Raw genomic sequence first — 24887 nt, 5'->3', positions numbered from 1 at the left:
TCAGCGCACCGTCGATGGCTGCGTGATCGTCATCGCGAGCACCTTCGGGTCGAAGGCGCGGAACTCGCCGGCCTGCTGACCCGCGCGCAAGGTGGCGACCAGCTCGGCGACGGGAACCGCGTCGCGCTCGGCGAAGACCGGCTTTCCGTCCGGGGCGCGGTGGTTGACGATGATCTCCGCCACCGCGACCAGCCGGGACTGGTTGTCGCGCAGGTAGGCGAGCCGGGAGCGGATGTACGCCGCCAGCCGGTCGGCCGAGGTCGTCTCGGCGTCCAGGTACGGCTTTATGAACGCGGCCCAGTCGTCGATCACCTGGAGCCTCGCGGGCCACCCTGACACCATGCAAAGGAGGCACCGGAACAAAGGACCCCGACGACGACCGGGAACGACGACCAGGCCGACGAGAGGAAGAACTCGATGGCTGACAGGGACGGGATCTGGCTGCGGTTCTTGTCAGGACCGGAGATCGACTCGCTCGGGCTGACTCGGACGGAGCTCGTCGACGCGGTCGAGGAAGCGGTGCGGGACCACGGTGAGGGCGAGACCAGCTTCGAGCCACGGGTGCACCTGATGCCGGACAACGGAGGGATCGGGCACTTCAACGTCCTGCGCGGCCACCTGAACCGGCTCGGCGAGAACGGTGTCAGCGGTGTGAAGGTGGTCGGCGACTTCGTGCCGAACTACCAGGTCGGGCTGCCGAGCGAACTCGCGATGGCGACCTTGTTCGACCCGACCACCGGCGTCCCGCTGGCGGTCCTGGACGCGACCATGATCACCGCCGCGCGCACCGGCGCGATGACGACGGTCGGCGCCCGGTACCTCGCCCGCCCGGACAGCAAGATCCTCGCGCACGCCGGCGCTCGCGGTACGGCGTGGTGGAATGTCACCATGCTCGACGATCTCCTCGACCTCGACGAGATCCGGGTGACGTCGCGCCGGCCCGAGTCCCGGGAGAAGTTCGCGGCGGAACTCTCCGCGGAGTTGTCCACGCCGGTCCGGGTGGTCGCCACCGCGGAGGAGGCCTTCGACGGCGCCGATGTGATCGTCGAAGCGACCCGGCTGACCGAACCGGAACCACTCCTGCGTACTGCGGCCGTCCGCCCCGGCGCCTTCGTCGTCCCCTACGGCACGGTGAGCGCCGTCGAACTGGACCTGCTGGACGTGATGGACAAGGTGGTCGTCGACGACTGGCGCGAGGCGCAGTCCGGGCGGTTCGGCGCGCTCCGCCGGCACGTTGACTCCGGCCGACTCTCACCCGAGACCCTGTACGCCGAGCTGGGCCAGATCGTCGCCGGGCAGAAGCCGGGCCGGGAGAAGGATGCCGAGCGGATCCTCTTCTGGCACCGCGGGTTGTCCCTGCTCGACGTCGCCATCGCGCACCTGATCCTCCGGCGCGCCGAGGCCGCGGACGTCGGCACGATGCTGAGATTCCACTGACATGCTGATCGACCGCACCGAAGACCTTGGCCCCCGGCAACTGATCGATACCGAGCCGCTCGAACTCTCCCGCAACCTGCTCGACCGCCTCGGCGCCACCCGGTACGCCGTACTGGGTGCTCTGCGCACCGGTGATCCCGTCTACGGCGTGAACACCGGGATGGGGGCCATGAGCAAGCGTCGGCTCACCGACGAGGAGCAGCGGGTCCACCAACGCAATCTCCTGCTCGGACGAGCTGCGGGCGGACCGCCGTGGTTGGCACCCGACGAGGCTCGCGCCGTCGTGGTCGCGCGCCTGAGGACCTTCCTGACCGGCGATGCGGGTGTCTCGCCCGAGCTCTGCTTGCAGTTGGTGGCGCTGCTCAACAGTGGCGTGGTGCCCGCGATCCCGGTCGGAGGCGCGGGCTCGGCCGGCGAGATCATCCCGCTGGCCCACGCCTTCGGCCCGCTGGTCGGTATTGGGTCGGTTCTCCAAGCAGACGGGACGATCTGGCCGGCCGACGGCGTGTCGCCACCCTTCGAGCTGGGTCCGAAGGAAGGGATCTCGCTGCTTGCCGGGATCCCCGGTGCTACTGGCAGAGCGTGGCTGCAGGTGGGGCGCGCGCGACGGCTCGCGGATCACCTGAGTTTGGTCGCCGCTGGCTCCATCGCGGTGATCGGCGCGAATCGCGACCCGTACAACCCCTTGTGTGGCAGGGGAGACGAGCTGCTGACGGCTGAGCTGGAGCGGATTCTGCGGCTCGCCGGACCGGAAGATGGGCCACGGTCACTGCAAGCGCCAGTGTCGTTCCGAGTCGCAGGACAGGTCATCTCGCATGTCAGGCGATCCGTCGCGCGTCTCGACGAGGCGGTAGAGCGTGCGCTGACCGGCGTGACGGATTCGCCTGCATTTCTTGAGGGAACCTTCATCGGAACGGCGGGATTCCACGGCATCGACCTGGCCGCGCATTGCGATCAACTGGTCGCTGCGCTGACTCATGCGGCAGAGGTGTCGACGGCCCGGATTCATCGGCTGCTCGATCCTGCCGTCACCGGACTACCTGCACAGTTGGCGCACGATCCTGGTCCGCAGGCGGGCCTGGTGACTGTGCACAAACGAGCCGTCGCCACCGTCCACTACTTGCGCCGACTGGCGTTGCCTTCGGCAATCGGTGCGCTCGAGACCTCCAACGGGCAAGAGGATGTGCAGAGCTTCTCGTGGGAGGCTGTCGGCGTGCTGGGTGAGGCGGTGCGGCTGACGCGTGAGGTCGCCGCCTGTGAGTTGCTTGCCGTGTACCAGGCATTCGCGCTGTCGAAAAAGCCTGTGCCGCAAGGGTTACGGGACTTCCTCGGCTCCGTAGCGGACGTCGTACCGGCGATCGATGCCGACCGGCCGTTCGGTGTGGATGTGGGCCGGCTGCTCGACACCGTGCTCTGATCACGTGGCGTTTGCCGTTCGTGACTCCGGGTATCCCGAGGTCGAAGGCAGTTGCCGACGACAACCAGAACGGGGATGGACAGCGATGAGCCTCAGCCGCTTCCTCCGCCGCGGGACGAACCACCGTCAGCCCCGGTATGGAGGACATCAGCCGCGCAGGCCAATCCGCAGTACTGTCGCGCTGAGGAGGAGCCATCACCAAGGTCGGGCTCATGCGGATCGCGCCTGCCCGGCCTCGAAAACCTCGTGCTCCAACGGTTCTGCTGCGACGTACCGGGCGAGCTCCGTCGCCATCAGGCGGCCTTGCCGGCGGCGCTCGGTGTTCAGGGTGCCGGCCAGATGCGGCGTCACCACCACGTTCGGCAACGAGAAGAGCGGCGACCCCGGCAACGGCGGCTCAGGATCGGTGACATCCAGTACTGCGAACAGGTCCGGGCGATCACCCAGCACGGCGACCAGCGCCTCTTCGTCGATCAGCGCGCCACGAGCCGTGTTGATCAGCGTCGCGTCGGTCTTCATGGTCGCCAGCAGGGAAGTACTGACGATCTGGCGGGTCTCGGCGAGCACAGGTGCGTGCAGCGTCACCACATCGGACGTCGCGAACAACTCCTCGAGCGACACCAGCCGGACTCCCAGCGAAGCCGCTAGAGCAGGATCGACGTACGGGTCGTAGGCCTGCAGGACCAGGTCATGCCGGGCGAGCAACCGGGCGGTCGCCTGACCAGTAGCACCGAGCGACATCAGCCCGACGACTGATCCGTTCGCGCCGGGTTCATTGGTTGCCCGCGGCAGCGATTCGCCCAACGCCCGGGCACCGAGCACATAGCGCCAGCCGTGCTTCAACGCGTAGAGCACCTGCGCGAGGGTGAACTCGGCAACGGACGCGGCGATCACCGAGTTGGCCGTGGTCACCCGCACGCCCCGAGCCCAGGACTCCGGCGTGACGATCGAACGCACCGACCCGGCTCCGTAGAGCACCAACGCCAGCCGGGGAGCGGCAGCCAGCAGATCGGCAGTCAGCTGCGGACCACCCCAGGCCGTGACGAGTACCTCGACCTCCGCGAGCAGTTCCGGCGTGAGCTCGGACGGCGTCAGCGGAGGAGCCAGGATCCGCAGGTTCTTCTCGAGTGCGGCGCGCTCGTCGTCGCCGTACACGTCGGGGAATCGGGCGAGGTCCATCACGTAGAGGCCGTTCAGCATCAGACCACCTCCTGAACGGCGGCCCGAATCGCCGCCAAACGCGCTGGGCCGGCATAGTAGTACCGCAGCGCCCATTCAGCCAGAGATCGGGAGCAAGCCTGGCAGAGGCAAATGGACAACAGATCCCGCGCACAAGCCGACAGATCGGCGCCGGAGGTCTTCTCATGCTGGCTCAAGTGCTCGAACCCGAGCCAGCCGCAAGCCTCAAGCATCAGAGCAGGGACGTCGTAGAGTTCGACGATCTCCCGCACCAGCGTCGACGCATACTCCCGTACGTCCGGTTGGGCCGGGCACAACCGATAGCCGAAGACGCACGGAGTGGTACGCAGCCTGCAGGGTGATCGTGTCGACGCCGAGCTCGGCGAAGCGCGCGGCCGCGGTTGGATCGCCGACCAAGTCCCAGGTGTAAGCGAAGGCGCCGTGCCTCACCATCGCGGGATCACCGGGTCCCAGCCCGCCTGCACCGCCCGCATCGGCGTGATGTCGTCCCGGGTGTCGAACCCGCACTTCTCGTACTGCTCGGCCAACCTGGCCAGAGAGTCCAGGTCCAGCTCGACACCGAGCCCAGGCGCCGAGGGCACCCGCACAGCTCCGTCGACGAACTCCAGCACCCCTTCCTGTACTACGTCCTCGACGAGGTACGGGTAGTGCGTGTCGCAGTCGTAGGTGAGCTCGGGAGTCGCTCCGGCTAGGTGAGTCATCGCCGCCAGGCTGATGCCGAGGTGTGAGTTCGAGTGCATCGACAGGCCGATCCCGAAGGTCCGGCAGATCGCGGCCAGTTCGCGCGAACGACGCAACCCACCCCAGAAGTGGTGGTCCGAGAGCACCACCTGAACGGCATCGACCTTCACGGCGGGCGGGAGATGACTGAAGGCGGTCACGCACATGTTGGTTGCCAGCGGCATCGACACCTCGCGGGCCACCGCGGCCATTCCGTCGATCCCGCCGGTCGGATCCTCGAGGTACTCCAGCACACCGTCGAGCTTCTTGCCGACGGCGATGCTGCTCTCCACCGTCCAGCCGGCATTGGGGTCGAGGCGCAGCGGATGCTCGGGAAAGGCGTCGCGGAGCGCGAGGATCGCGTCGGCCTCCTCGGACGGTGGCAGCACACCGCCCTTGAGCTTGAGCGACTTGAAGCCATAGCCGTCGACCATCCGGCGCGCCTGGGCAACGATGCCCTCGGCATCCATCGCCTCACCCCAGCGATCCGGTTCGTACCCCGGGTCGGGGTCGTGCACGGCCGGCTTGAAGAACAGGTACCCGCTGTACGGCACGGTGTCGCGGACCTTGCCGCCGAGCAGTTCCACCACCGGGCGTCCGAGAGCGCGACCCTGTAAATCCCAGCAGGCGACCTCGAAGGCGGACAGCACAGTGGCCAGGGTCTTCTCGTCACTCGCCTCGCCGACCAGGCCGTGGGTTGCCCTTCCTGCCGTTGCACCGAGGGTCTCGCGGATGATCCGCTCGAGTCCGTTGAGGTCGAACGGATCCAGGCCGGTCAGCCGCGGCGCCACCTTCCGCAGCGCGGACAGGATCGCCAGGTCGCCGTAGGTCTCACCCAGACCGGTCAGCCCCTCGTCAGTGCCGACCTCCAGGATCGAGCGCAGCGCATACGGCTGGTGGATGCCCTGGATGTTGCGCAGCGGCGGGTCCTTCATCGCGATCGGGGTGATGACGACCTCGGTGATCTTCATGCGGTTTCCTTCCGGACGAGGGTCAGGCCGTTCTCGAGGATCTGGTCCAGTTCCTCCAGGTGTTCCGGCAGCGGGTCGGTGAGCGGCGACCGGACGGAGCCGACATCGGTCCAGCGCTTCCGGACCGCCGCCTTCACCAGCGACACGGCATACCCCGCACCCTTGTCCCGCAACTTGACCAGCGGCAGATAGAACTCAGGCAGTAACTCGTCCAGCCCGGCCTCGTAGGCGTGCGCGATCTCCGGCGCGAAGCAGTGCACCGCCGACGAATACGCCCGTACTCCGACCGCGGCGTACGAGCGAGCCGTGACCTCAGCCGTCGGGAGCCCGTTGAAATAGGTGAGATCGGGGGCCACGGCCATCATTCGCTGGAGGAGATCGAGGTCGCCCAGACCGTCCTTGAAGCCGACCACTCCCGGGATCCGGGCGAGTTCGGCGACGCTGTCCGGGGTGAAGATCGCGTTGTCGCGCTGGTACGCGATCAACGGCAGCCCCGCGGTCGCGGCGAGTCCGCGGAAATGGTCGAGCAACCCCTGCTGTGACGGCTTGATCAGGTACGGCGGCAACACCAGCAGCCCGTCCGCTCCGGCTTCGCGCGCGGCCGCGGCGAACTGCCGTGCCATCGCGGTGCCGTAGCCGGTGCCCGCGAAAACGGGCAATGCGCCCGCGGCCTCCTGTACTGCGGCGCGCACGGCGGCGGCGTACTCGTCGAGGGTGAGCGAGAAGAACTCCCCGGTCCCGCAGCAGGCGAAGATCGCCGCTGGGCCGGCGTCGATCTGGTGACGCAGGTGCTCGCGGTACGGGCCGAGCGCGAGCGCGTCGTCGGCGTCGAAGGCGGTCACGGGGAAGGAGGAAAGACGGTCCAACTGCATCGGCGGCACCTCACTGGCGACGGGTCGGTAAGCGCTTGCCAAGTGACCTTAGTCGCCGATCGGAGGTCCGGCAAGGGACCCTCTGAAAGCGATTTCAGAACCAGTGCGCCGTTCTCCGGTCATTGAGCTAGTCGTTGCAGGTTGCGGCCGGGGCGAGGTTTGCGCCACGCTGTGCAAGCGCTTTCTGAGGATTGGGAGGAGTGCGTGCAGAACCGGCCAGGTCGGTCCCCTCGCGTCACGATCAACGACGTCAGTACGGCGGCCGGCGTCTCCGCGGCGACGGTGTCGCGGGTCCTGAACGGCACCGCGAAGGTGGACTCGTCGCTCGTCGACCGAGTGCACGACGCCGTCCGCGATCTCGGCTATCGCCCGAACGCCGCCGCCCAGGGACTTGCCCGGGGTGAATGGGGAACGATCGGCGTGCTCGTGCCGGACCTCGCGAACCCCTACTTCCCCGAGGTGCTCAAGGCGGTCTCGGCTGTCTCCCGGGCGCACGGCCGCCGGATGATGGTGATGGAGTCCGACGAGGATCCCGCCGTCGAGCACGACCTGGTCGAGGACCTGATGCGCTGCTGTGACGGCGTGCTGCTCTGCTCGCCGAGGATGCCGCGCGCCGAACTGGCCGAACTGGTCTCGCGCAAGCACCCGATGGTGCTGTTCAACCGGGTCGTCCCGGGGTTCGCCGTACCGTCGATCTCGGTCGACTTCCACAGCGGGATGACCCAGGTCTGCGGGCATCTCGCCCAGCTCGGGCACCGGCGCGCGGCGTACCTGAGTGGGCCGTCCGCCTCCTGGGCGAACGCCGAGCGCATCCGCGCGTTCGAGGCCGCCCGCGCCTTCGGGCTCGAGGTGACCGTCGTCGACTGCGGAGCCACCAGCCGGGCTGGGTACGACGTTGTCGCCGGCGTGCTGGAATCCGGCGTGACGGCGATCCTGACCTACAACGACCTCGTCGCGTTCGGGGCGTTGTCGAAGCTGCGTGAACAGGGCGTCGAGGTGCCCGCGGAGGTCTCGGTGATCGGCTTCGACGACATCTCGCTCGACCGGGTCGCGCACTCGAACCTCACCACGGTCTCGGTACCGCGGGACGAACTCGGCCGCCGGGCCGGCGAGATCCTCGAGCGGCTCCTGGTCAACGGCTACGACGAGGACCCGCTCTACCTGCCGATGACCCTGCACGTCCGCGACACCAGCGGTCCACCACGCACCTGATCGGTAAATAGCTACTGGCTGCCGCTGGCGGCGGCGAGAATGGTGGGTATGTACGTACCGAAGCACTTCGCTGCCGACGACGACGTAGTACGGGATCTGCTCGTGAACCACGGGGCGGGGAACCTGGTCACGAACACGGCCGATGGCTTGCTGGCGACGCTGCTTCCCTTTATTTACGACCCGACCGTCGGGGAGCATGGCGCATTGCTCGGGCATGTTGCGCGGAACAACGAGCAGTGGAAGGCTCCTGCGCTCGGTGAATCGCTGGCCATCGTGGCCGGTCCGGACGTGTACATCAGTCCGTCGGTTTATGCGGCGAAGGCCGAACACGGCCGCGTCGTACCGACCTGGAATTACGTCACTGCCCACGTTTACGGGCAACTCGTCGTACATGACGATCCCACCTGGCTCGAGGATGTCGTTCGCAGGTTGACGACCAAGCACGAAGCGGCCTTCGAGCAGCGGTGGTCGGTGGATGACGCGCCGGCGGCCTTCGTCGCCGGTCAGCTGCGCGCGATCGTCGGGCTCGAGCTGGTCATCACCAGGATCGAGGCGAAGGCGAAAATGAGCCAGAACCGGTCGGAAGCCGATGTCGACGGCGTGATCGCCTCGCTCGAGGCGCGAGGTGAGGTGGTGTCGGCTGATGCCGTCCGGGCGGCGAATCACAAGAGCTGAAGACGACACGCCGAAGCGGGAGTAGCTTTTCCGGCTCTTGTGTCGTTGGGCTTCGTGCGGGCCGGTCGATCGTGCCCGTGAGGCTGACCTGCCCGGCCTGTTGATGCACTCGGCCGATCCACTAGCCTGGGTCGGGTTTCGTCGGCGACGTGGAGGATTCCGTGAAGCGGTTCTTAGTACCGCCGAGCTGGCCCACGCCGCCCCGCCGCAGTTGGATGCCTCCGAAGACCTGGCGTCCTGATCCCTCCTGGCCGCCCGCGCCCGACGACTGGAAGTTCTGGGTCGACGGCAAGGGCAACGCGGTCCGCGGGCCTGTCGGCCGGTACGGCGGACCCTCGCAGCGGATGGTGTTCGCCGGAGCCGGCGGCCTGGTGCTGTTCCTCGCGGTGAACCTCTGGGCGATCTCCGCGATCGGCGTGTTCGGCGGGGACGACCCGAAGAACCAGGCGGCTCCGGTGCTCGACGACAGCAGTTCGACGCCGTCGGTCACGGCGACCCCGACGGTGCCGCCGAAGACCACCGCGGTGCCCTCGCCGCCGCCGTCGGTGCAGAAGACGACGGTCAAGCCGACGGCCACGCCGACCAGGACGAAGACGACGCAGAAGGCCGAGGAGACCGAGGAGCGTCAGCCGACGCCCACCAAGACGTCGACCCGGACCGTGCGCCCGCCCCAGCCGACGCCGTCGCGTCCGCCGACCCGCGAGGAGATCCTCGCGGAGTACTGCGCCAAGCACGACTTGGACGCGAAGTGGTGCGATCCGGACAACTGGCCGTCCGACCCGCCCCGCAACCGTCCCTGATCAGCACTGACCGCAGTCACAGCAAACAGAAGCTCCGGACGCCTTTCGCGTCCGGAGCTTCTGGCTTCCCGGACCTTGAACCACCTCGGCCTCTTGACAGCCGCGAGGTGTCCCAGCAATCTATAACCTATCTGTTTCAGAACGAAGAGGTTATGAATGGCTGTCGATCAGCTCAGTGAGGTGTTCAGTGCCCTCGCCGATCCGACCCGGCGGGCGATTCTGCGCCGGCTGACGGACGGGGACGCGACCGTCGCCGAGCTGGCCGCGCCGTTCAGCGTCTCCCAGCCGGCCATCTCGCGGCACCTGAAGGTGCTCGAGCAGGTCGGCCTGATCTCCCGGAGCCGGCGGGCCACCGCGCGGCTGAGTCACCTGGAGGCGGAGCCGTTGCGCGAGGCGGTCGGCTGGCTGATGGACTACCGCGCCTACTGGTCGGCGAGCTACCACCGCCTCGACGGACTGCTCGACGGACTGCTCGACGAACTGAAGGACGAATCATGAAGGTGATCGCCGAACCGGGCCTGCCGCAGGTCATCATCACGCGGGAGTTCGCCGCTCCGCGGGAACTGCTCTTCCGGGCCTACACCGAGCCGGAGTTGCTGGCCCGCTGGCTCGGCCCGGACTCGTTGACCCTGACCGTCAACCAACTCGACGTACGGCACGGTGGCCGATGGCGCTGGACCCACTACGACGCGGACGGCAAGGCCTACGTCTTCCACGGCCTGTACCACGGGACGCCGTCGCCCGAGCGGATCGTGCAGACCTATGAGTTCGGCGAGCGGCCCGGGCACGTCTACCTGAACACGATCACCTTCGAAGAACACGACGGGACGACGACGCTGCGCCAGAACACGGTGTTCCAGACGGTCGAGGAGCGCGACGGTTACGTCCGCGCCGACATGGAGACCGGCATCCGTGCCTCGATGGCGAAGCTCGACGACCTGGTGACCCGACTGGCCAAGGAGGCCTGACAATGCGTGAGTTGAGTGTCGACATGTTCAGCACCGTCGACGGGTACGGCGGCGGCGGCCCGCAGTCGGCGCCGTACTGGGGCTACGGTGCGCCCGGCCTGTACGACTGGGTCAACCAGCAGCTCGCCCAGGACCACATCATGCTGATGGGAGCGACGACGTACCGGGAGATGTCCGAGATCGTCGCGACCGAGGCCGACCCGAGCTTCGACCGGATGGCGGAGCTTCCGAAGCTCGTCTTCTCGAAGACTCTGACCCCGCCGCTGAGCTGGGCGAACACCACGATCATCGACGAGCCGGTCGAAACCGCTGTGCCCGCGTTGAAGGCGATGGACGACGATCTCCCGATGCGCACCATCGGCAGCCCGTCCCTCATCCGCAGCCTCTTCCGGCTCGACCTGGTCGACCGGCTCCGGATCATGGTCTTCCCGACGATCCACGGCACCAGTGGTGAGGGCCCGGTCTTCACCGACCTACCCGACGTCACCCTGGACCTGGTCGGCGCCACCGTCCTCGACGACCGTCTCGTGCTGCTGGACTACCGCGTCGGCGAGCGGCTGCATCCTCGAACGGACGATCAAGCAGGTCAGTGATCAGACGATGTTCTGCTCGGCTCGGAGGCTCGACGTACGGAAGCGGTTGGCATCCAAGGGGGAGACGTCGATGAAGGGCGCCCGGCCCAGGTAGAGGTCCCGGAGGACCTCGCCGATCGCGGGGCCCTGGAGGAAGCCGTGGCCGGAAAAGCCCGTGGCGTAGAGGAAGCGACTGATGCCGTCGGCCTCGCCGATCAGGGCGTTGTGGTCGGGGGTGTTCTCGTAGAGGCCGGCCCAGCTACTCGCGAGGCCGACGTCCAACAGCGAAGGAGCGCGCTGTTCCATCGCGGCGGTGAGGCGAGGAAGCCAGGCTTCCGTGGGAGACAGGTGGTAGCCGGGTTCCTCCTCCGGGTCGGACAGGCCGACCAGGAGGCCGGGACCTTCGCGGTGGAAGTAGAACGTGCTGCTGAAGTCGATCGTCATCGGCAGGTCGCCGGGCAGATCGGGGATCGCCTCGGTCACCACGATCTGCCGGCGCAACGGCGTCACCGGCAGCTCGACCCCGGCCATCGCCGCGAGCGGTGCCGACCAGGCTCCGGCCGCGCAGATCACCGTCGACGTCGCGACCCGGCCGCGCCGCGTCCGGACCCCGCGGATTTCGTTGCCAACGGCATCGATGCCGGTGACCTCGCACCCGGTGACCAGCGTCGCGCCGAGCCTCCGTGCGGCCGTGGCATACCCCAGTACGACGGACTCCGGCGTGCAGTGCCCGTCGTTGGGTGAGAAGCAGGCGGCGATCAGGCCGTCGGGCGACAACAGCGGGGCGAGCCGGATCGCCCCGGAGACCTCCAGCATCCGGGTCGGTTGCCCGGCCGCGTTCTGCAGCCGGGTGCTCTCCTCGAACAGCGCCACCTGTTCGTCGGACGACAGCAGGAACAGGTAGCCCACCCGGTGCAGGTCGATCTCCTGCCCGGGGCGTTCGCCGAAGCGGGCGAACGCCTCCAGGCTGCGGGCGCCGAGCGCGATGTTCAGCTCGTCGGAGAAGTTCGCCCGGACACCGCCCGCCGCCTTCGAGGTCGAGCCCGAACCGAGCTCGTTCCGCTCCAGCAGCAGGATGTCGGTGACGCCGGCCTCGGCGAGGTGGAAGGCGATGCTCGTGCCCATCACCCCGCCGCCGACGATCACCACCTCGGCGCGCTCGGGCAGAGTCACGGCAGTAGGAAGTTGTAGTCCGCCTCGACGGTGACGGTATCCATCTGCGCCTTCTGCAGCTTGCCCGAGTAGTCCCAGTTGAGCGACTGCCAGCGGGTGAACTGGTCGAGCACCCAGATGCCACTCTGCCGCGAACCATTGCCGGACTTGCCGTTTCCGCCGAAGGGCAGGTGTGCCTCGGCGCCGGAGGTCGAGTTGTTCACGCTGACCATGCCGGCCGAGATCCCCTGCGCGAACCGGAACGCCTTGTTCGGGTCGGTCGTGTAGATCGAGCTGGACAGCCCGTACCCCGACTTGTTGCCGAGGGCAATCGCCTCGTCGAGGGTGGTGTAGCTGGTGATCCCGACGACCGGGCCGAAGGTCTCGTTCAGGAACAGCTCGTCGCCGGACCGGACGCCGTCCACGATCACCGGATGGTAGAACAGGCCGACCGAGGAGTCGCCGACGAAGCCGTCCCGCGGGTTGTCCGCGGAGACCCGGCCGGTCGCGCCGATCACGGTGTGGTGCGCCGCGATCCAGCCGAGCGACTTCTCGAAGCCGGCCGCGAACTTCTCGTCCAGCAGCGGACCGAACAGCACGTCCTGGGTCGGGTCGCCCATCGCCGCCGAGGCCACCGCCGCGCTGAACCGCCGGACGAACTCGTCGTGCACCGACTCCTGCACGATCACCGTTCCCAGCGACGTGCACCGCTGACCCGCAGTACCGAACCCGGAGAAGAGGGCGCCTTCGACGGCCAGGTCGAGGTCGGCGTCCTCGGTGATCACCATCGGGTTCTTGCCGCCGAGCTCGAGGCACGGGGTCTGCAGGTGGCGGCCGCAGAGCTCGCCGATTCGGCTGCCGACCTCGCTCGACCCGGTGAACCCCACCTTGTCGATCAGCCCGGCCGCCAGCGCCTGCTCGAGTCCGGCGAACGTGTCGGGCCCGTCCGCGTACACGAGGTTGAAGACGCCCGCCGGTACGCCGGAGTGCGCGAAGATCTGGTAGAACGCGTCGGACACCACAGCCGAGTACTCCGCCGGCTTCCAGACCACAGTGTTGCCGCAGAGCAAGGCCGGCACGATGTACCAGGACGGCACCGCGACCGGGAAGTTGCCGGCCGAGATCACCGCGACGGCGCCGACCGGCCGGCGGAAGGTGAACAGTTGCTTGTCGGGCATCTCCGACGGCACCGTCTGGCCGTAGAGCCGGCGGCCCTCGCCGATGAAGAAGTCGCAGGTGTCGATGATCTCCTGCACCTCGCCGAGCGCCTCCGCCAGCGGCTTGCCGATCTCGCGGGTGACGAGTGCGGCCAGCCGGTCCTTGTTCGCCGTCATCAGCCGGCCGACGTTCGCGATCACCTGGCCGCGCTGCGGAGCCGGGAGCGCTGCCCAATCGGCCTGCGCCTCCCGCGCGGCCCGGGCAGCCTGGACGAACACGTCCGGCCCGGCGACCCCGATGGTGCCGACCACGTCGGCGGTGTTCGCCGGGTTGGTGGACGGCGTGGTGCGGACCGGATCCGGGACCCGCTCTCCGGCGACGACGGACAAGATGGCAGACGACACAGGTGGGTCCTCTCACTCAGAACTACGGTCCAGCCAGCCTCCGCCATCCACCCCACCCCTGCCAACCCACCCGCGCGCCGCTCCCCACCCTGCAGAACCCCACCCCACCCCTCACCTCACGCGCATCCCCACCCCACGCCCCGCGCACATCCCCCTCACCCCGCGCACGTCCCCCCGGCGCACATCCCCACCCCCTGGCGCACATCCCCACCCCCTGGCGCACATCCTCACCCCCCCGGCGCACATCCCCCCGCGCACATCTCCACCCGCCCGCTGGGCATCCCCTCCCGCCTGTCCCGTGGAGCAACTCGCCACGGCGAGCGCAGTACTGCGCGGCGGTGGCGGGGGTTGGTTGGTGGGGCGTGTGAGCATGCAGTGTGAGCGGTTTACGGCTGTCCGATGAAGAGATCGCGGCGATGACTCCAGCGGAGCGGCGGGAGCTGATCCTGCGGCTGGCCCTAGTGCCGGCGGGGCTGTTGCCGGCGCCGCGGACGATGGAGCGGATCCGCAGGTGGCGGCTGGCGTTGATGCTGGCCTGTGTGGCCGCGCTGATCCCGTGGACCGTCTACCTGGCGGTCACCCTGCCCAGCCACTACGAGGCGCGGAACTGGGTCGCCACCTGGGTCGGGTTCGACGTGATCCTGCTGGCGATGCTCGTCGCGACCGCGGTGTTCGGCTGGCGGCGACGGCTGTTGCTCTTCCCGGCCGCCTTCGCCTCAGGTGTCCTGCTCGTCTGCGACGCGTGGTTCGACGTTCTGACCAGCCAGCGGGGCGCCGACCTGGTCCAGGCCCTGCTCACCGCGTTCCTGGTGGAGCTCCCGCTCGCCTTCATCCTGATCGCCGGCCCGCTGCGGCTGCTCCGGTACGTCGCGATCCGCAACGGCCTGGTGGGGGCCGGCGTGCCGATGTGGCGGATGCCGATCCCGATGCCGGAGCTCTGGCCGCAGCGCAGAATTCCTCCCGGCTGATCTTGTGATTGCATTCACAAACGGTAGAATGGTGGTCCGCCGGGAACGGCGGTCGCCTGATCGGCGGTGTACAGCAACCATGTCGCAGTGACTGGGAGGGCGTACAGATGACGGAGCGCAAACCGCCCGGGATGAAGACCGAGGACTGGGTCGAGGCGCAGATCAAGCAAGCCCAGAACCGGGGCGAGTTCGACAACCTGGCCGGCGCGGGCAAGCCGATCCCGAAGCTGGGTGAGGCGCACGACCCGGACTGGTGGGTGAAGGACTTCATCCGCCGGGAGCAGATCGAGACCGACGCGCTGCTGCCGGTGTCGGTGCAGTTGCGCAAGGAGAAGGCACAGATCCCGGACAAGCTGCGCAAGATGCGCCGCGAGAGCGAGGTCCGGGACTACCTGCAGGACCTGAACAAGCGCATCCTGATCCAGATCCGCGACGCCACCGGAGCTGTCATCCCGGTCGGCACCGTCGACGAGGAGGCCCTCGTCGAACAATGGCTCCTCGACCGGCCGCAGGCGAATGCGCGACAGGCAGAGCCGGAGCAGCCTGCTTCCGCCAGGCGCTCCCTGTGGCAACGCCTGTTCGGCGCCTGACCGTCCTCTTCGGCCGGCCACGCGAGCGGGCTCGCAGAAGTGGTCGGGGTGGTGTGCACCGGAGATCCCACCGCCGGCCAGCTGCATCTGCATCCTCGTGCGTTCGACGCAGCCTTCGATCACCCGGCGGCGACTCCACAGGTTCGGTGGGGTTGTGGACAACTTGACCGGATCCGATGCGCGCGTCGAGTTTCGGTCAATCTTCGGAATCCCTTACAGATAAGGGCCTTCCGGACCGGAAACTGTCGGAGGGGGTGTCTAGGGTCTGAGGTATGGAGTTTCTGGGTGAGCGGCCGGTGTGGTCGATGAGTGACAGCGAACAGCTGTCCACTCTCGACGTCCTGCAGGCTGAGATCTCCCGGTTGCAGACCTACCGTCTGCAGGTTCTGGCCGCCTACGACGCGACCGGTCACGCCGCGACCCTCGGCGCCGGCGACACCGCCCGCCTGCTGGCGTTTCGGCACCGTCTCGACCCGGGCGTGATCAAGCGTGACCTGGGCCTGGCCAAGGCGCTGCGGAAGTACCCCGCCGTCACCGACGCCCTCCCCCCGGTCAATCCGGACCTGGATGGCGCGGACGCCGACGGCAGCGACGAAGATGCCGGCGCGGATGCCGAGGCCGATGCAGTGGTGTTGTCTCCGGCGCAGGCCGCGGCGATCGTGGCCGAACTGGAGAACGTGCCCAAGACCGTGGCGGTGGAGGACCTGGCCGTGGCCGAACAACAACTCGTCGCCCTGGGCCGCCACTTCAACCCCTCGGAACTGCGCAAGGCGGCCCGCCGGGTCCGGGACCTGCTGGACGCCGACGGCCCGGCACCCGAAGAGGACAAGGCCTATGCCCGGGAGGAGTTGCGGCTGCGGCCCGCGGACCGGGGTGTCAAGTTCAGTGGCTTCCTGGCCAACGAGAACGCCGAACTGTTCCAGGCCCTGATCCTGTCCGGTGCGAAGCCGCGTAAGACCGTCACCGGTGAGTTGGACCCGCGCTCACCGGACAAGCGCCGTGCCGACGCCCTTACCGACGTCCTCAACGTCGCCTCCAACGCCATCACCGCCGCCACCCCACCTGACACCGCCGGAGTATCCGACCCGGGCAGCGCGCCCGGAACCGCTGAGCTCCCGACCAGTCCCGGCGAGACTCCTGCCGCCGGTAGCGCCGCCCCGACTGGTGCAGCCGCGAGTGGTGCCGCAGGCAGTGCAGCCGGCAGTGGCGCTGCAGGCCGTGGTGTGGCGGAGGCCGGGTACGGCCCGAAGGCGCACATCACTGTCACCATCGACCTCAAAGACCTCACCGACGCCGGTGCCCACGCGGTCGGGACCCTGGTGCACGGCGAAGGGCTGTCCGCGGGCGCGATCCGCCGGTTGGCGTGCGAGGCGCAGATCATCCCGATCGTGCTCGGCGCGAACTCCGAACCCCTCGACGTCGCCATGGCCCAGCGCTTCGTCAACCGCGCCATGCGCCGCGCCCTGAACGCCCGCGACAAGGGCTGCGTCGTGTGCAAGGCACCGCCGATCTTCTGCGACGCCCACCACCTGATCTCCTGGATCGACAACGGCCCCACCGCCCTGACCAACCTGGTCCTGCTCTGCCGCCGCCACCACATCGACACCCACTACGGCCACTGGACCATCACCCTCCACGGCGGCACCGCCACCGTCGCCCGACCCGCCTGGGCCGAACCCGGCCCCACCCGAACCCGCTACCGCACACCCGCCAGCAGCTACGGCGGAGCTCCGGGGTCGCCCGGCCCTGCCCGGAACCGCGCCCACGACCCGGCTTGCACCACCACCGGGAACACCGCGGTCGCGCAGTTCGACCCCTGGGGTGACACCGACCCGCCCGAACCAGGCTCCGGCAACCACACCCCTCCACCCGACGACCCGTCCCCAGGTCAGCGGGCGCTGCACCACGCCAACAACCCGCCATCGGCCACCACCGACCGGGACTGGCGCCCTTCCGTCACGGGGTCCACCGAGCCAAGGACAGGACCGCCGTGCGCCCGACCGGGCTGACGGTCCCACGACGCAGCGCACCTCGTCCGGACAGGGCAACCGAAGATCACGCCACGCCGGGCGAGGCTGTCGTGCGCCCGCCCGACGGCCAGCATTGCGGATCTTCCCGAGTGAGTGACCCGCACCGCCGATCGGGCCGAGTGAGTGACCCGCACCGGGGAGTCGCGGCGCAGCAGCAATGACCCATTGGCCCCGCCGGACCCCCACCCCGGCTAGGACCACGCCGTCACCAGCGCGTCGGAGGTACTGCGTTCCGCGCCGGTCGGCGACGACGTCGGAACGGGCATGGGCAGACCGCTCGTACTCCGGAACGTCCACCAGGCTCGAGACCCTGCTCCCACCAGCCGCGATGATCGGTGGTGGCTGGCCTGTGTAGGTGTGCTCCGGGTGTTGTTCAGGTGTCGATGAGGGCTCGAGCTGCCGTTTCTATGGTTTGTTCGCTGAGGAGGACCTGGCGGGCTGCGTCGCCCAGGGGGACGAAGGAGTCCTCGCTGGTTACTCGGGCCATCCGGCCGGGGTAGCCGGCGTCGACGAGTGCCGCCAGGACGCCTTCGGAGACGCCGCCTGAGCGCCGGGTCTCATCGACCACCAGCACCCGCCCGGTGGCTGTTGCCTCGCGCAACAAATCCTCCACCGGCAGCGGCGCAAGCCAGCGAAGGTCGAGAACCCTGGTCCGCGGCAGCCTCGCCGCCACCCGCAGGCTCATCGGTAACCCGTTGCCGAACGTGACGATGGTCAGCCGGTCCCCGTCGCCGTACGTCCGGCCCCGCCCGATCGGCACATGCGCGGTCGGGTACGACGCCAGCCACTGCTCGTCGCCCTCGGTGTGCAGATCGCGCCGGTGATACAACGCGATCGGCTCGAGGAACACGCTGACGGTGCCCTCTGCCCGGGCGGCGGCGGCGCAACTGTGCAGCATCGCGGCGGCATCGTCGGGCCGGGACGGTGAAGCGATCACCAGCCCCGGGATGTCCCGCAGTACGCCGATCGCGTCGTCGTTGTGGAAGTGCCCGCCGAACCCCTTCTGGTAGCCGTAGCCCGCGATCCGCAGCAGCATCGGGTTGCGGTACTGCCCTTGGGAGAAGAACTTCAGCGACGCGGCCTCACCGCGCAGCTGGTCCTCCGCGTTATGCAGGTAGGCGAGGTACTGGATCTCCGGCAGCGGCAGCAGGCCGGACACGCCCGCACCGAGCGCCAGCCCGAGGATCGACTGCTCGTCCAGCAGCGTGTCGAACACCCGCGCGGCGCCGAACGCCTTCTGCAGCCCGCGGGTGACCCCGTAGACCCCACCCTTGCGGCCGATGTCCTCGCCGAACGCGATCGCCTCCGGGTACGACGCGAGCACGTCCCCCAGTGCGCGGTTGATCGCCTGGCTCAGGGTGAGCGGTTCGGTGTGCTCTGTGTCGACGAGGTGACCGGGCAACGACTTCCCGACGATCGCGCGATCGGGGAACCGCAGCGGCGCGGCAACGGCTTCGGCCGACTCGAGCTGGGGGAGTCCGGCCACCTCGCGGGCGATCCCCATCACCTCGGACCGCTTGCACTCGTAGAGGTCGATCACGTCCTCCGGTCGATGCCCGGCTCCCAGCAGCAGCCGGGCCGTGCCGAGCAGCGGATCCAGTTCCTCGTCAGCGAGAAGCTCGGCCGGGCTGCGGTAAGCCGCCTCCACGTCGGACCCGGCGTGGCCCATCAGCCGCACGGTTCGCAGCCGGAGGAACGCCGGCCGCCGGTTCCGCCGTACGAAGGTGGCCGCTTCGGTGGCCATCGTCAACGTCGCGTCCAGATCGGTGCCGTCGGCATCGAAGTACCTGAGCCCGGGGCGTTGCCCGTAGGCCTGCTTGATCCAGCCGTCCGGGGTGCGCACGCTGATCCCGATGCCGTTGTCCTCGCAGACCAGCAGCAACGGCATCGGGATGCCCTGGTACGACGCGTGCAGGGCGGCGTTGATCGCCCCGGTCGCGGTCGAGTGGTTCGCCGACGCATCGCCGAAGCTGGTCACCACGACCGCGTCCGCGGGCCAGGGCGACGGTACGCCGAGCTTGGCCGCCCGGGCGATCGAGAAGGCGACGCCCATCGCCCGGGGCAGGTGCGAGGCGATCGTCGAGGTCTGCGGGATGACCGCCAGGTCGTGCCGCCCGAACACCTTGTGCCGGCCGCCCGCGATCGGCTCGGTGGTCGCCGCGGCCACGCCGAGCAGGATGTCCCGGATCCCGTCCTTGTCCTGGTGCTGCTCAGCCCGGGCCAGGTAGAAGGCGCCGGACCGGTAGTGCAGCAGCGCCGGGTCGGTCGGGCGGAGGGCGGCCGCGACCCCGGCGTTCCCCTCGTGGCCGGACGACCCGATCGTGTAGAACCCGTGCCCCTGGGACTGGAGCCACCTCGCCGCCAGGTCGGCGTGCCTGCTGCCGAGCTGAGCGTCGTACAGCCTCCTGAGCAGGTCGGCAGGGTGGTCACAGGGAGCCGGCTTCAGCGCCCGGACCCGTTCGGCGAAGAGTTCGTCGACCTGGGTCACCGGTCAGAGTCCGCAGTCGAAGCCGTCGTCGTTGGGGTTGGCGTCGGCCAGTTTGTCCAGGATCCGGGCCGCGCGTCGTAGGTCCTCACTCGAAACATGATCCGCGAAGAAGGTGGCGACCACAGCGTCGACCACGGGTTGAGCCTTCGCGAGCGCCTCCCGGCCGGACTCGGTGAGCTCCGCCCAGGTGGCCCGGCGGTCCTCCGGCGAGGTCTTGCGGACCACCCAGCCGTCCTTGTCCTCGAGCTTGCCGACCAGCCGGGTGCCGCCGCTGCGGGAGATCATCAGCCGCTCCGCGAGTGGCGCCATCCGGAGCCGCCCGCCCGCCTGGTCGAGGATCTGCAGCACCTCGTGCTCGAAGTACGTCATACCCGCGTTGCTGCGCAGGGTGTTGTCGAGGTGGGTGAAGAGCAACGTGTCCGCCCGGTACAGCGCCCGCCAGGCACCCAGTTGGTCCACGCTCATCTGCTTCGTCGCCATGCCGGTGAGTATACGACGCAACTGTTGACATGTGAACTGTTCACCTGTGTATGGTGGCGGGACGTTCTGGATCGAGGGGATGGGCATCGTGAGCAAGGTCCGCTGGAAGGCAGTCCGGCCGCTGAGGCATCGGGACTACCGGCTGCTGTGGACCGGGCTGGCGGTCGCCCTGCTCGGCAGCGGGCTGTGGCTCGTCGCGCTCGCCTGGCAGGTGATCGAGCTCGGCGGTGGTCCGGTCCAGCTCTCGGTCGTCACCACCGCGTACAGCATCGGCCTGGTGGTCTGCGTCCTGTTCGGTGGGATCGCGGCCGACCGGCTCTCGCAGCGGTCGGTGATCATCGCGGCCGACACCGTACGAGGTGCCGTGCTGCTGGTGGTCGCCGCGCTCGCGCTCACCGGGTGGCTCGAGATCTGGCACCTGGCGGCGGGCGCAGTACTGATCGGCGCCGGTGAAGCCTTTCTGATCCCGGCCTACACCGCGCTCGTACCGCGGCTGCTGCCGCAGGAGGAGTTGCTGGCGGCCAACGGTCTGGAGGGGACTCTGCGGCCGTTGGCTCAGCAAGCGACCGGCCCGGCGCTCGGTGGTCTGGCGATCGCCGCGCTGTCTCCCGGGGTCGCGATCCTGGTGGCCGCGCTGACCTACTTCTTCTCCGCTGCGTGCGTGGTCGCCATGCGGGTCCGCCCGGAGCCTGCCGAAGCTCCGGGCGAGTCGGATGAGGCGGCGGCGACGGGTGCCCGGGCGATGCTCGCGGACCTGCGGGAGGGGTGGACCTATGTCCGCGAGACCCGGTGGCTGCTCGCCTCACTGCTCTTCGGCACGGTGTTCGTGCTGCTGATCCTGGGTCCGCTCGAGGTACTGCTGCCGTTCGCGGTCCGCGATCAACTGGGCGGTGGGCCGAAGGACTTCGGGCTGGTGCTCGCGGCGTTCGGCATCGGTGGTGCGGTGGGTGCGCTGCTGATCTCGTCACGCAGTCTGCCGAGGCGCTACCTGACCGTGATGACGGTGATGTGGGGTGTCGGATCGCTGCCGTTCGTGCTGCTCGGGTTCGCGACGGACCTCTGGGTGATGGCGGCCGGTGCCGCGGTCGTCGGTGCGACCGGTTCGGCGGCGATGGTGATCTGGGGGACGCTGCTGCAACGGCGGGTGCCGGACCACCTGCGCGGGCGGATCGCGAGTCTCGACTTCTTCGTGTCCCTGCTGCTGATGCCGGTGTCGATGGCGCTCGCGGGCCCGGCCGGCAGTCTCTTCGGGGTCACCGCGGTCTTCATCGTGGCCGGTGTCGGTCCCGCGATCATCTGCTTCGTGGTGATCTGGTTCGGCCGGATGCCCTCCGACGAGCTCGCCAACCCCCTGGACCACGAGGAAGTGGACCAGGAGCCGGTGCAGGATCAGGTGGTGGGAGTGGATCAGGAACCGGTGGCGGCTGTGGCGGACTCGGTGGGAGCGTCGAAGCGGATCAGCTCCGACGCCTGATCACGACCCCAGTCGACCGGCGTACGACCGGCCTCCTGCCAGCCCGCCCTTCGGTACAAGGCGATCGCCGCGCCGCAGTTGTCCGCAACCTCCAGCCCGAGCCGCCGGCCGTGCTCACCGGCGACGGCGGCGCAGTGGTCGAGCAACCGCCGGCCGAGCCCCGCGCCGGTCTGCTTCGGATCCACGAACAATCGCTCGACCAGCGCGTCCGAAGCCCCGTTCGCGGTCAACGCGACATGTCCCGCGAGCCGCTCATCAACGGCGATCACCCAGCAGCCGAGAGCGTCCGGCGGAGTCAGCCAGTGCGCGGGATCCTCGGGCCAGTTCACCGGATAACCAGCGGTTTCCTGCACGCCTCGCAGGAGCCGAACGCACTCGTCGAGGTCCCCCTCGACCCGTTTCCGAACCTCGATCGTCGCCATCGCCCAACCCTCACACATCACCCCGCCCGCGCCAGCCACCGGCCCGGCTCCGCAATCGGGACCGATCGGCGGGAACAGTTCCGGTCGCCGGTTCGTTGTTCCTGTATCGGCTGTCGGCGCTGTGGGGAGCGAGGCGGCCGTTTGGTGGGGACCGTCTGGGGTGCCCACCGCTATGTCCCGTTCACGATGACAAGTGAGTCCGGCGAGATGCACCTATCCCCTAGAGCGCAGCGCACGGCGATCGCGGCCGGCGCGGGGGTCGGTACGGCCGGGTTGCTGGCCGGGGTGCTGTTGCTCGGCCCGCTCGCGGCCACGATCCTGCTCGCAGTGGTGTTCACCCTCGCCTGGCCCCTGGCCGCGGTGGTTCTGCATATCGCCGACGAGGTGCCGTACCGGTCACCCGTGCTGGTGGCAGCCGCTTCCGCCGGTGGAGTGCTCTGCGTCCCGGGCATGGTCAAGCTGCTCAGCTGGGGAGCGGTCGGCCTGGTGATCGCCCTGTTCGCGGCCGGCGTCTTCGTGCTGATCGACCTCGCACTGCCCGGAGACCGCCGGCCGCGCAGGAGGGACCGCCGTCGCCAGAAGACGCAGTACCGCGGCCTCGCGGCGCTGAGCAGGGCCGACGATTTCGAGGACGAGAAGCTGATCGCCTCGCTCCAGTGCCCCCTGAGCATCGAGGAACTCTGCAGCGTCTGGGGTGAGACCACGGCGACGCTCGCGCAGGGCGCCGGGCCGCGGGACCGGCAGGCGGTCGCCGAGGTACGCCGGATCTGCCTGGACGAGTTCGAGCGCCGCAACCCGGACGGCTTCCTGCGCTGGATCGAGGCAGGCGCTCCCGGCGACCCCAGCAGCTACCTCCTCCCCAACTCCAACGAATGAGCCCAGAGGTCAGCGGCTCCTGAGGAGCATGGTCAGCGCGACAACGGCAGCCCGGGCCGACGCCGGATTCTGCGCGGTGACCATGCAGCAACGACCTGATGGAGGACGTCTGACTTGAGTGTTTCTCTCGACCTGCTGCGGACCTTTCTGGCGATCTACCGGACGGGGTCGATCACCGCGGCCGCCGAGACGCTCGGGTTGTCCCAGCCGACGGTGACCGCGCACCTCAAGGCGCTGGAGGCGGCGCTCGGGCGGCCGCTGTTCGAGCGGCAGGCACGGGGCGTCCGGCCGACCACCGCCGGTGACGAGCTGGCGCGCCGGATCGCCGAGCCGATCGACGTGCTGCAGGGTCTGGTGGTCGACAAGTTCGAGGAACCGGTCGCGGCGACGGTCCAGCTCGGTGGACCGGTCGACTTCCTGTGTGACCAGGTGCTGCCGGCTCTGGCCGAGCGGCTCGGCGACGGCCTCCAGCTCCGGACCCGCGTCGGCCTGCCTGACGAACTGCTGGACAGCCTCGCCGCCCGGAGCCTCGACGTGGTGATCAGTTCGGTACGGCCACGCCGGGCCGGGCTGCGCATCACCCCGCTGTGCGACGAGACGTTCGCCCTGGTCGCCGCGCCCCGCTGGTTCACCGGTACACCGGTGTCCATGCCCGAGTCGTTGCGCAAGATCCCGCTGGTCGCCTACGCGGAGGACGCGCCGATCATCCGGCGGTACTGGCGCAGCGTGTTCGGAGTACGGCTGACCCGCGCGGCCGACCTCGTCGTACCGGATCTGCGCGGGGTGCTCGCCGCAGTACGGGCCGGCGCCGGGGCGAGCGTGCTCCCGCTGTACCTGTGCGGCCAGGCGATCGAGGCCGGCGAGTTGCGGTTGCTCGCCGAGCCGGATCTGCCGCCGCTCAACACCCTGTACGTCGTCACGCGATCCGACGCGGGGCACCGGAGCGCGGCGAGCGCAGTACGGGCCGAGCTGCTGCGGCAGTTCGCCTAAGCCGCCTTCTTCTTGGCAGCTTTCTTGGCCGTCTTCTTCGCGGTGCTCTTCTTCGCCGCTGCGGTCTTCTTGGCGGGACTCTTCTTGACCGCTGCGGTCTTCTTCGCCGGGCTGCTCTTGGCGCCACCCTGGCGACGGGACCGGGCGGCTTCGACGCTGGCTCGCAGCGCGGACACCAGGTCGGTCGTGGAGGTCGCCTCGGGCTCCTCCTCGTTGAAGACGATCTCCTTGCCCTTGCGCTTGTCCTCGACCAGCTTCTTCACCCGCTCGGTGTAGCTGTCCTTGTACTCCGTGGGCTTCCAGGCGCCGCTCATCGCCTCGACCAGGTCGACCGCCATCGACAACTGCTTGCCCTGGCTCACCTTCGCCGGCAGCGTGCCCACTTCCCCGGGATCCCGGATCTCGTCGGCGAAGTACATCGTGTGCAGCTTCAGCACCTTGCCGTCGGCCCGGATCGAGGCGAGGTACTCTTTGCCGCGCATCACGAACGTCGCGATCCCGGCCCGGTTCGTCTTGGCCAGGGCGTCGCGGAGCAACCCGTACGACGAGGCGTTCTCCTCGTCCGAGGGGCCGAGGTAGTAGGTCTTCTGGAAGTGGATCGGGTCGATCTCCTCCAGGTCGACGAAGGTGGAGATCTCCAGCGAGCGGGACCGGCCGGGCGCGATGTCGGCCAGTTCCTCCTGCTCGACGATGACGTACTCGCCGCCGCCGACGTCGTGGCCCTTGACGATCTTGTCGTAGTCGACCTCGCGGCCGGTCCGCTCGTTCACCCGCTTGTTGCGGATCCGGTCCGAGGTGCCGCGCTGGAACTGGTGGAAGTCGACCTCGTGCTCCTTGGTCGCGCTGAACAGCCCGACCGGCACCGAGACCAGCCCGAAGTTGATGTACCCGCTCCAGATCGCCCGCGCCATGACCGCCGTCCTCTCTCCGATCACTGCCACTGCCCAGACCACCAGTATCCAGACCGCCAGTACCCAGCCCGCCAACCCTCAGGCCGCGGGAATCACCCGT

Annotated in this window: 24 protein-coding genes; 14 read left to right on the top strand and 10 right to left on the bottom strand. The window is 68.9% G+C overall.

Annotated features, from left to right (window positions below):
* Complete coding sequence (locus EV648_RS17750) at nucleotides 1–312, bottom strand: hypothetical protein (RefSeq protein ID WP_132292173.1); 312 nt, start codon at nucleotides 310–312, stop codon at nucleotides 1–3.
* Nucleotides 313–417: 105 nt separating this feature from the next.
* Between EV648_RS17750 and EV648_RS17745 the strand changes: the two genes are divergently transcribed.
* Both EV648_RS17745 and EV648_RS17740 read left to right on the top strand, forming a co-directional pair.
* Nucleotides 418–1437 carry an ornithine cyclodeaminase family protein gene (locus EV648_RS17745; RefSeq protein WP_132292170.1) on the top strand — a complete coding sequence of 340 codons (1020 nt, stop codon included), beginning with the start codon at nucleotides 418–420 and terminating at the stop codon, nucleotides 1435–1437.
* A gap of 1 nt (nucleotide 1438) precedes the next feature.
* On the top strand, nucleotides 1439–2854 hold the full coding sequence (locus tag EV648_RS17740; protein WP_132292167.1) for an aromatic amino acid lyase: 1416 nt from the start codon (nucleotides 1439–1441) through the stop codon (nucleotides 2852–2854).
* A 210-nt stretch (nucleotides 2855–3064) separates the two neighbouring features.
* On the opposite strand, the gene EV648_RS17730 is transcribed toward EV648_RS17740, so the two are convergent.
* From EV648_RS17730 to EV648_RS17715, 3 genes are all read right to left on the bottom strand, one after another.
* Nucleotides 3065–4054 (bottom strand): hydroxyacid dehydrogenase, encoded by a 990-nt coding sequence (locus tag EV648_RS17730; protein WP_132292164.1) that lies wholly within the window; start codon nucleotides 4052–4054, stop codon nucleotides 3065–3067.
* A gap of 425 nt (nucleotides 4055–4479) precedes the next feature.
* Nucleotides 4480–5745: a glucarate dehydratase family protein gene (locus EV648_RS17720; protein WP_132292161.1), complete on the bottom strand. Its 1266-nt coding sequence runs from the start codon at nucleotides 5743–5745 to the stop codon at nucleotides 4480–4482.
* On the bottom strand, nucleotides 5742–6617 hold the full coding sequence (locus EV648_RS17715; RefSeq protein ID WP_132292158.1) for a 5-dehydro-4-deoxyglucarate dehydratase: 876 nt from the start codon (nucleotides 6615–6617) through the stop codon (nucleotides 5742–5744). Before EV648_RS17715 ends, EV648_RS17720 begins: the two co-directional genes overlap by 4 nt.
* 204 nt (nucleotides 6618–6821) lie before the next feature.
* Between EV648_RS17715 and EV648_RS17710 the strand changes: the two genes are divergently transcribed.
* The 6 genes from EV648_RS17710 to EV648_RS17685 all read left to right on the top strand — a co-directional run bounded on the left by EV648_RS17710 (nucleotide 6822) and on the right by EV648_RS17685 (nucleotide 10865).
* A complete protein-coding gene (locus EV648_RS17710; protein ID WP_132292155.1) occupies nucleotides 6822–7829 on the top strand; it encodes a LacI family DNA-binding transcriptional regulator in 1008 nt (335 codons plus the stop codon).
* 48 nt (nucleotides 7830–7877) lie between these two features.
* The gene (locus EV648_RS17705; RefSeq protein ID WP_132292152.1) at nucleotides 7878–8504 is read left to right on the top strand and encodes an FMN-binding negative transcriptional regulator; all 627 of its coding nucleotides are present in this window, start codon (nucleotides 7878–7880) and stop codon (nucleotides 8502–8504) included.
* Between the two features lie 149 nt (nucleotides 8505–8653).
* Nucleotides 8654–9304 (top strand): hypothetical protein, encoded by a 651-nt coding sequence (locus tag EV648_RS17700; protein WP_158294011.1) that lies wholly within the window; start codon nucleotides 8654–8656, stop codon nucleotides 9302–9304.
* Nucleotides 9305–9460: 156 nt separating this feature from the next.
* The gene (locus EV648_RS17695) at nucleotides 9461–9802 is read left to right on the top strand and encodes a helix-turn-helix transcriptional regulator (RefSeq protein ID WP_132292146.1); all 342 of its coding nucleotides are present in this window, start codon (nucleotides 9461–9463) and stop codon (nucleotides 9800–9802) included.
* On the top strand, nucleotides 9799–10272 hold the full coding sequence (locus tag EV648_RS17690) for an SRPBCC family protein (protein ID WP_132292143.1): 474 nt from the start codon (nucleotides 9799–9801) through the stop codon (nucleotides 10270–10272). Before EV648_RS17695 ends, EV648_RS17690 begins: the two co-directional genes overlap by 4 nt.
* Nucleotides 10273–10274: 2 nt before the next feature.
* Nucleotides 10275–10865 carry a dihydrofolate reductase family protein gene (locus EV648_RS17685; protein WP_132292140.1) on the top strand — a complete coding sequence of 197 codons (591 nt, stop codon included), beginning with the start codon at nucleotides 10275–10277 and terminating at the stop codon, nucleotides 10863–10865.
* Here the strand turns inward: EV648_RS17685 and EV648_RS17680 are convergent, their stop codons facing one another.
* Together EV648_RS17680 and EV648_RS17675 are read right to left on the bottom strand one after the other, a co-directional pair.
* Nucleotides 10866–12017, bottom strand: a complete 1152-nt coding sequence (locus EV648_RS17680) for an FAD-binding oxidoreductase (RefSeq protein ID WP_132292137.1) — start codon at nucleotides 12015–12017, stop codon at nucleotides 10866–10868.
* Nucleotides 12014–13558, bottom strand: a complete 1545-nt coding sequence (locus EV648_RS17675) for an aldehyde dehydrogenase family protein (RefSeq protein WP_241995293.1) — start codon at nucleotides 13556–13558, stop codon at nucleotides 12014–12016. The genes EV648_RS17680 and EV648_RS17675 overlap by 4 nt, the downstream gene beginning before the upstream one ends.
* Before the next feature lie 416 nt (nucleotides 13559–13974).
* On the opposite strand from EV648_RS17675, the gene EV648_RS17670 reads away from it, so the two are divergent.
* The 3 genes from EV648_RS17670 (at nucleotide 13975) to EV648_RS44125 (ending at nucleotide 17125) form a co-directional block, all read left to right on the top strand.
* Nucleotides 13975–14526, top strand: a complete 552-nt coding sequence (locus EV648_RS17670) for a hypothetical protein (protein WP_132292440.1) — start codon at nucleotides 13975–13977, stop codon at nucleotides 14524–14526.
* Between the two features lie 107 nt (nucleotides 14527–14633).
* Nucleotides 14634–15116, top strand: coding sequence for a DUF1992 domain-containing protein (locus EV648_RS17665; protein WP_132292134.1), 483 nt, complete (start codon nucleotides 14634–14636; stop codon nucleotides 15114–15116).
* Nucleotides 15117–15388: 272 nt separating this feature from the next.
* A complete protein-coding gene (locus EV648_RS44125) occupies nucleotides 15389–17125 on the top strand; it encodes an HNH endonuclease signature motif containing protein (RefSeq protein WP_158294010.1) in 1737 nt (578 codons plus the stop codon).
* A gap of 394 nt (nucleotides 17126–17519) precedes the next feature.
* Here the strand turns inward: EV648_RS44125 and EV648_RS17655 are convergent, their stop codons facing one another.
* Nucleotides 17520–19634 carry a thiamine pyrophosphate-dependent enzyme gene (locus EV648_RS17655; protein WP_132292131.1) on the bottom strand — a complete coding sequence of 705 codons (2115 nt, stop codon included), beginning with the start codon at nucleotides 19632–19634 and terminating at the stop codon, nucleotides 17520–17522.
* Between the two features lie 3 nt (nucleotides 19635–19637).
* The gene (locus tag EV648_RS17650) at nucleotides 19638–20114 is read right to left on the bottom strand and encodes a MarR family winged helix-turn-helix transcriptional regulator (RefSeq protein WP_132292128.1); all 477 of its coding nucleotides are present in this window, start codon (nucleotides 20112–20114) and stop codon (nucleotides 19638–19640) included.
* Between the two features lie 46 nt (nucleotides 20115–20160).
* Here EV648_RS17650 and EV648_RS17645 point away from each other — a divergent pair, with 46 nt between their 5' ends.
* On the top strand, nucleotides 20161–21588 hold the full coding sequence (locus EV648_RS17645) for an MFS transporter (protein WP_241995292.1): 1428 nt from the start codon (nucleotides 20161–20163) through the stop codon (nucleotides 21586–21588).
* Here the strand turns inward: EV648_RS17645 and EV648_RS17640 are convergent.
* Nucleotides 21522–22010, bottom strand: a complete 489-nt coding sequence (locus EV648_RS17640) for a GNAT family N-acetyltransferase (protein ID WP_132292125.1) — start codon at nucleotides 22008–22010, stop codon at nucleotides 21522–21524. The genes EV648_RS17645 and EV648_RS17640 overlap by 67 nt on opposite strands.
* A gap of 186 nt (nucleotides 22011–22196) precedes the next feature.
* Between EV648_RS17640 and EV648_RS17635 the strand changes: the two genes are divergently transcribed.
* Both EV648_RS17635 and EV648_RS17630 read left to right on the top strand, forming a co-directional pair.
* Nucleotides 22197–22886, top strand: a complete 690-nt coding sequence (locus EV648_RS17635) for a hypothetical protein (protein WP_241995291.1) — start codon at nucleotides 22197–22199, stop codon at nucleotides 22884–22886.
* Nucleotides 22887–23000: 114 nt separating this feature from the next.
* The gene (locus tag EV648_RS17630) at nucleotides 23001–23876 is read left to right on the top strand and encodes a LysR family transcriptional regulator (protein ID WP_132292122.1); all 876 of its coding nucleotides are present in this window, start codon (nucleotides 23001–23003) and stop codon (nucleotides 23874–23876) included.
* Here the strand turns inward: EV648_RS17630 and EV648_RS17625 are convergent.
* Nucleotides 23873–24787, bottom strand: coding sequence for a Ku protein (locus EV648_RS17625; protein ID WP_132292119.1), 915 nt, complete (start codon nucleotides 24785–24787; stop codon nucleotides 23873–23875). The genes EV648_RS17630 and EV648_RS17625 overlap by 4 nt on opposite strands.
* Between the last annotated feature and the right edge of the window lie 100 nt (nucleotides 24788–24887).

It is taken from the genome of Kribbella sp. VKM Ac-2568 (genome assembly GCF_004345365.1).
Taxonomy (GTDB): domain Bacteria; phylum Actinomycetota; class Actinomycetes; order Propionibacteriales; family Kribbellaceae; genus Kribbella; species Kribbella orskensis.
The sequence above is the reverse complement of the archived record's forward strand: the minus strand, read 5'-3'. Positions and strand labels throughout refer to the sequence as shown.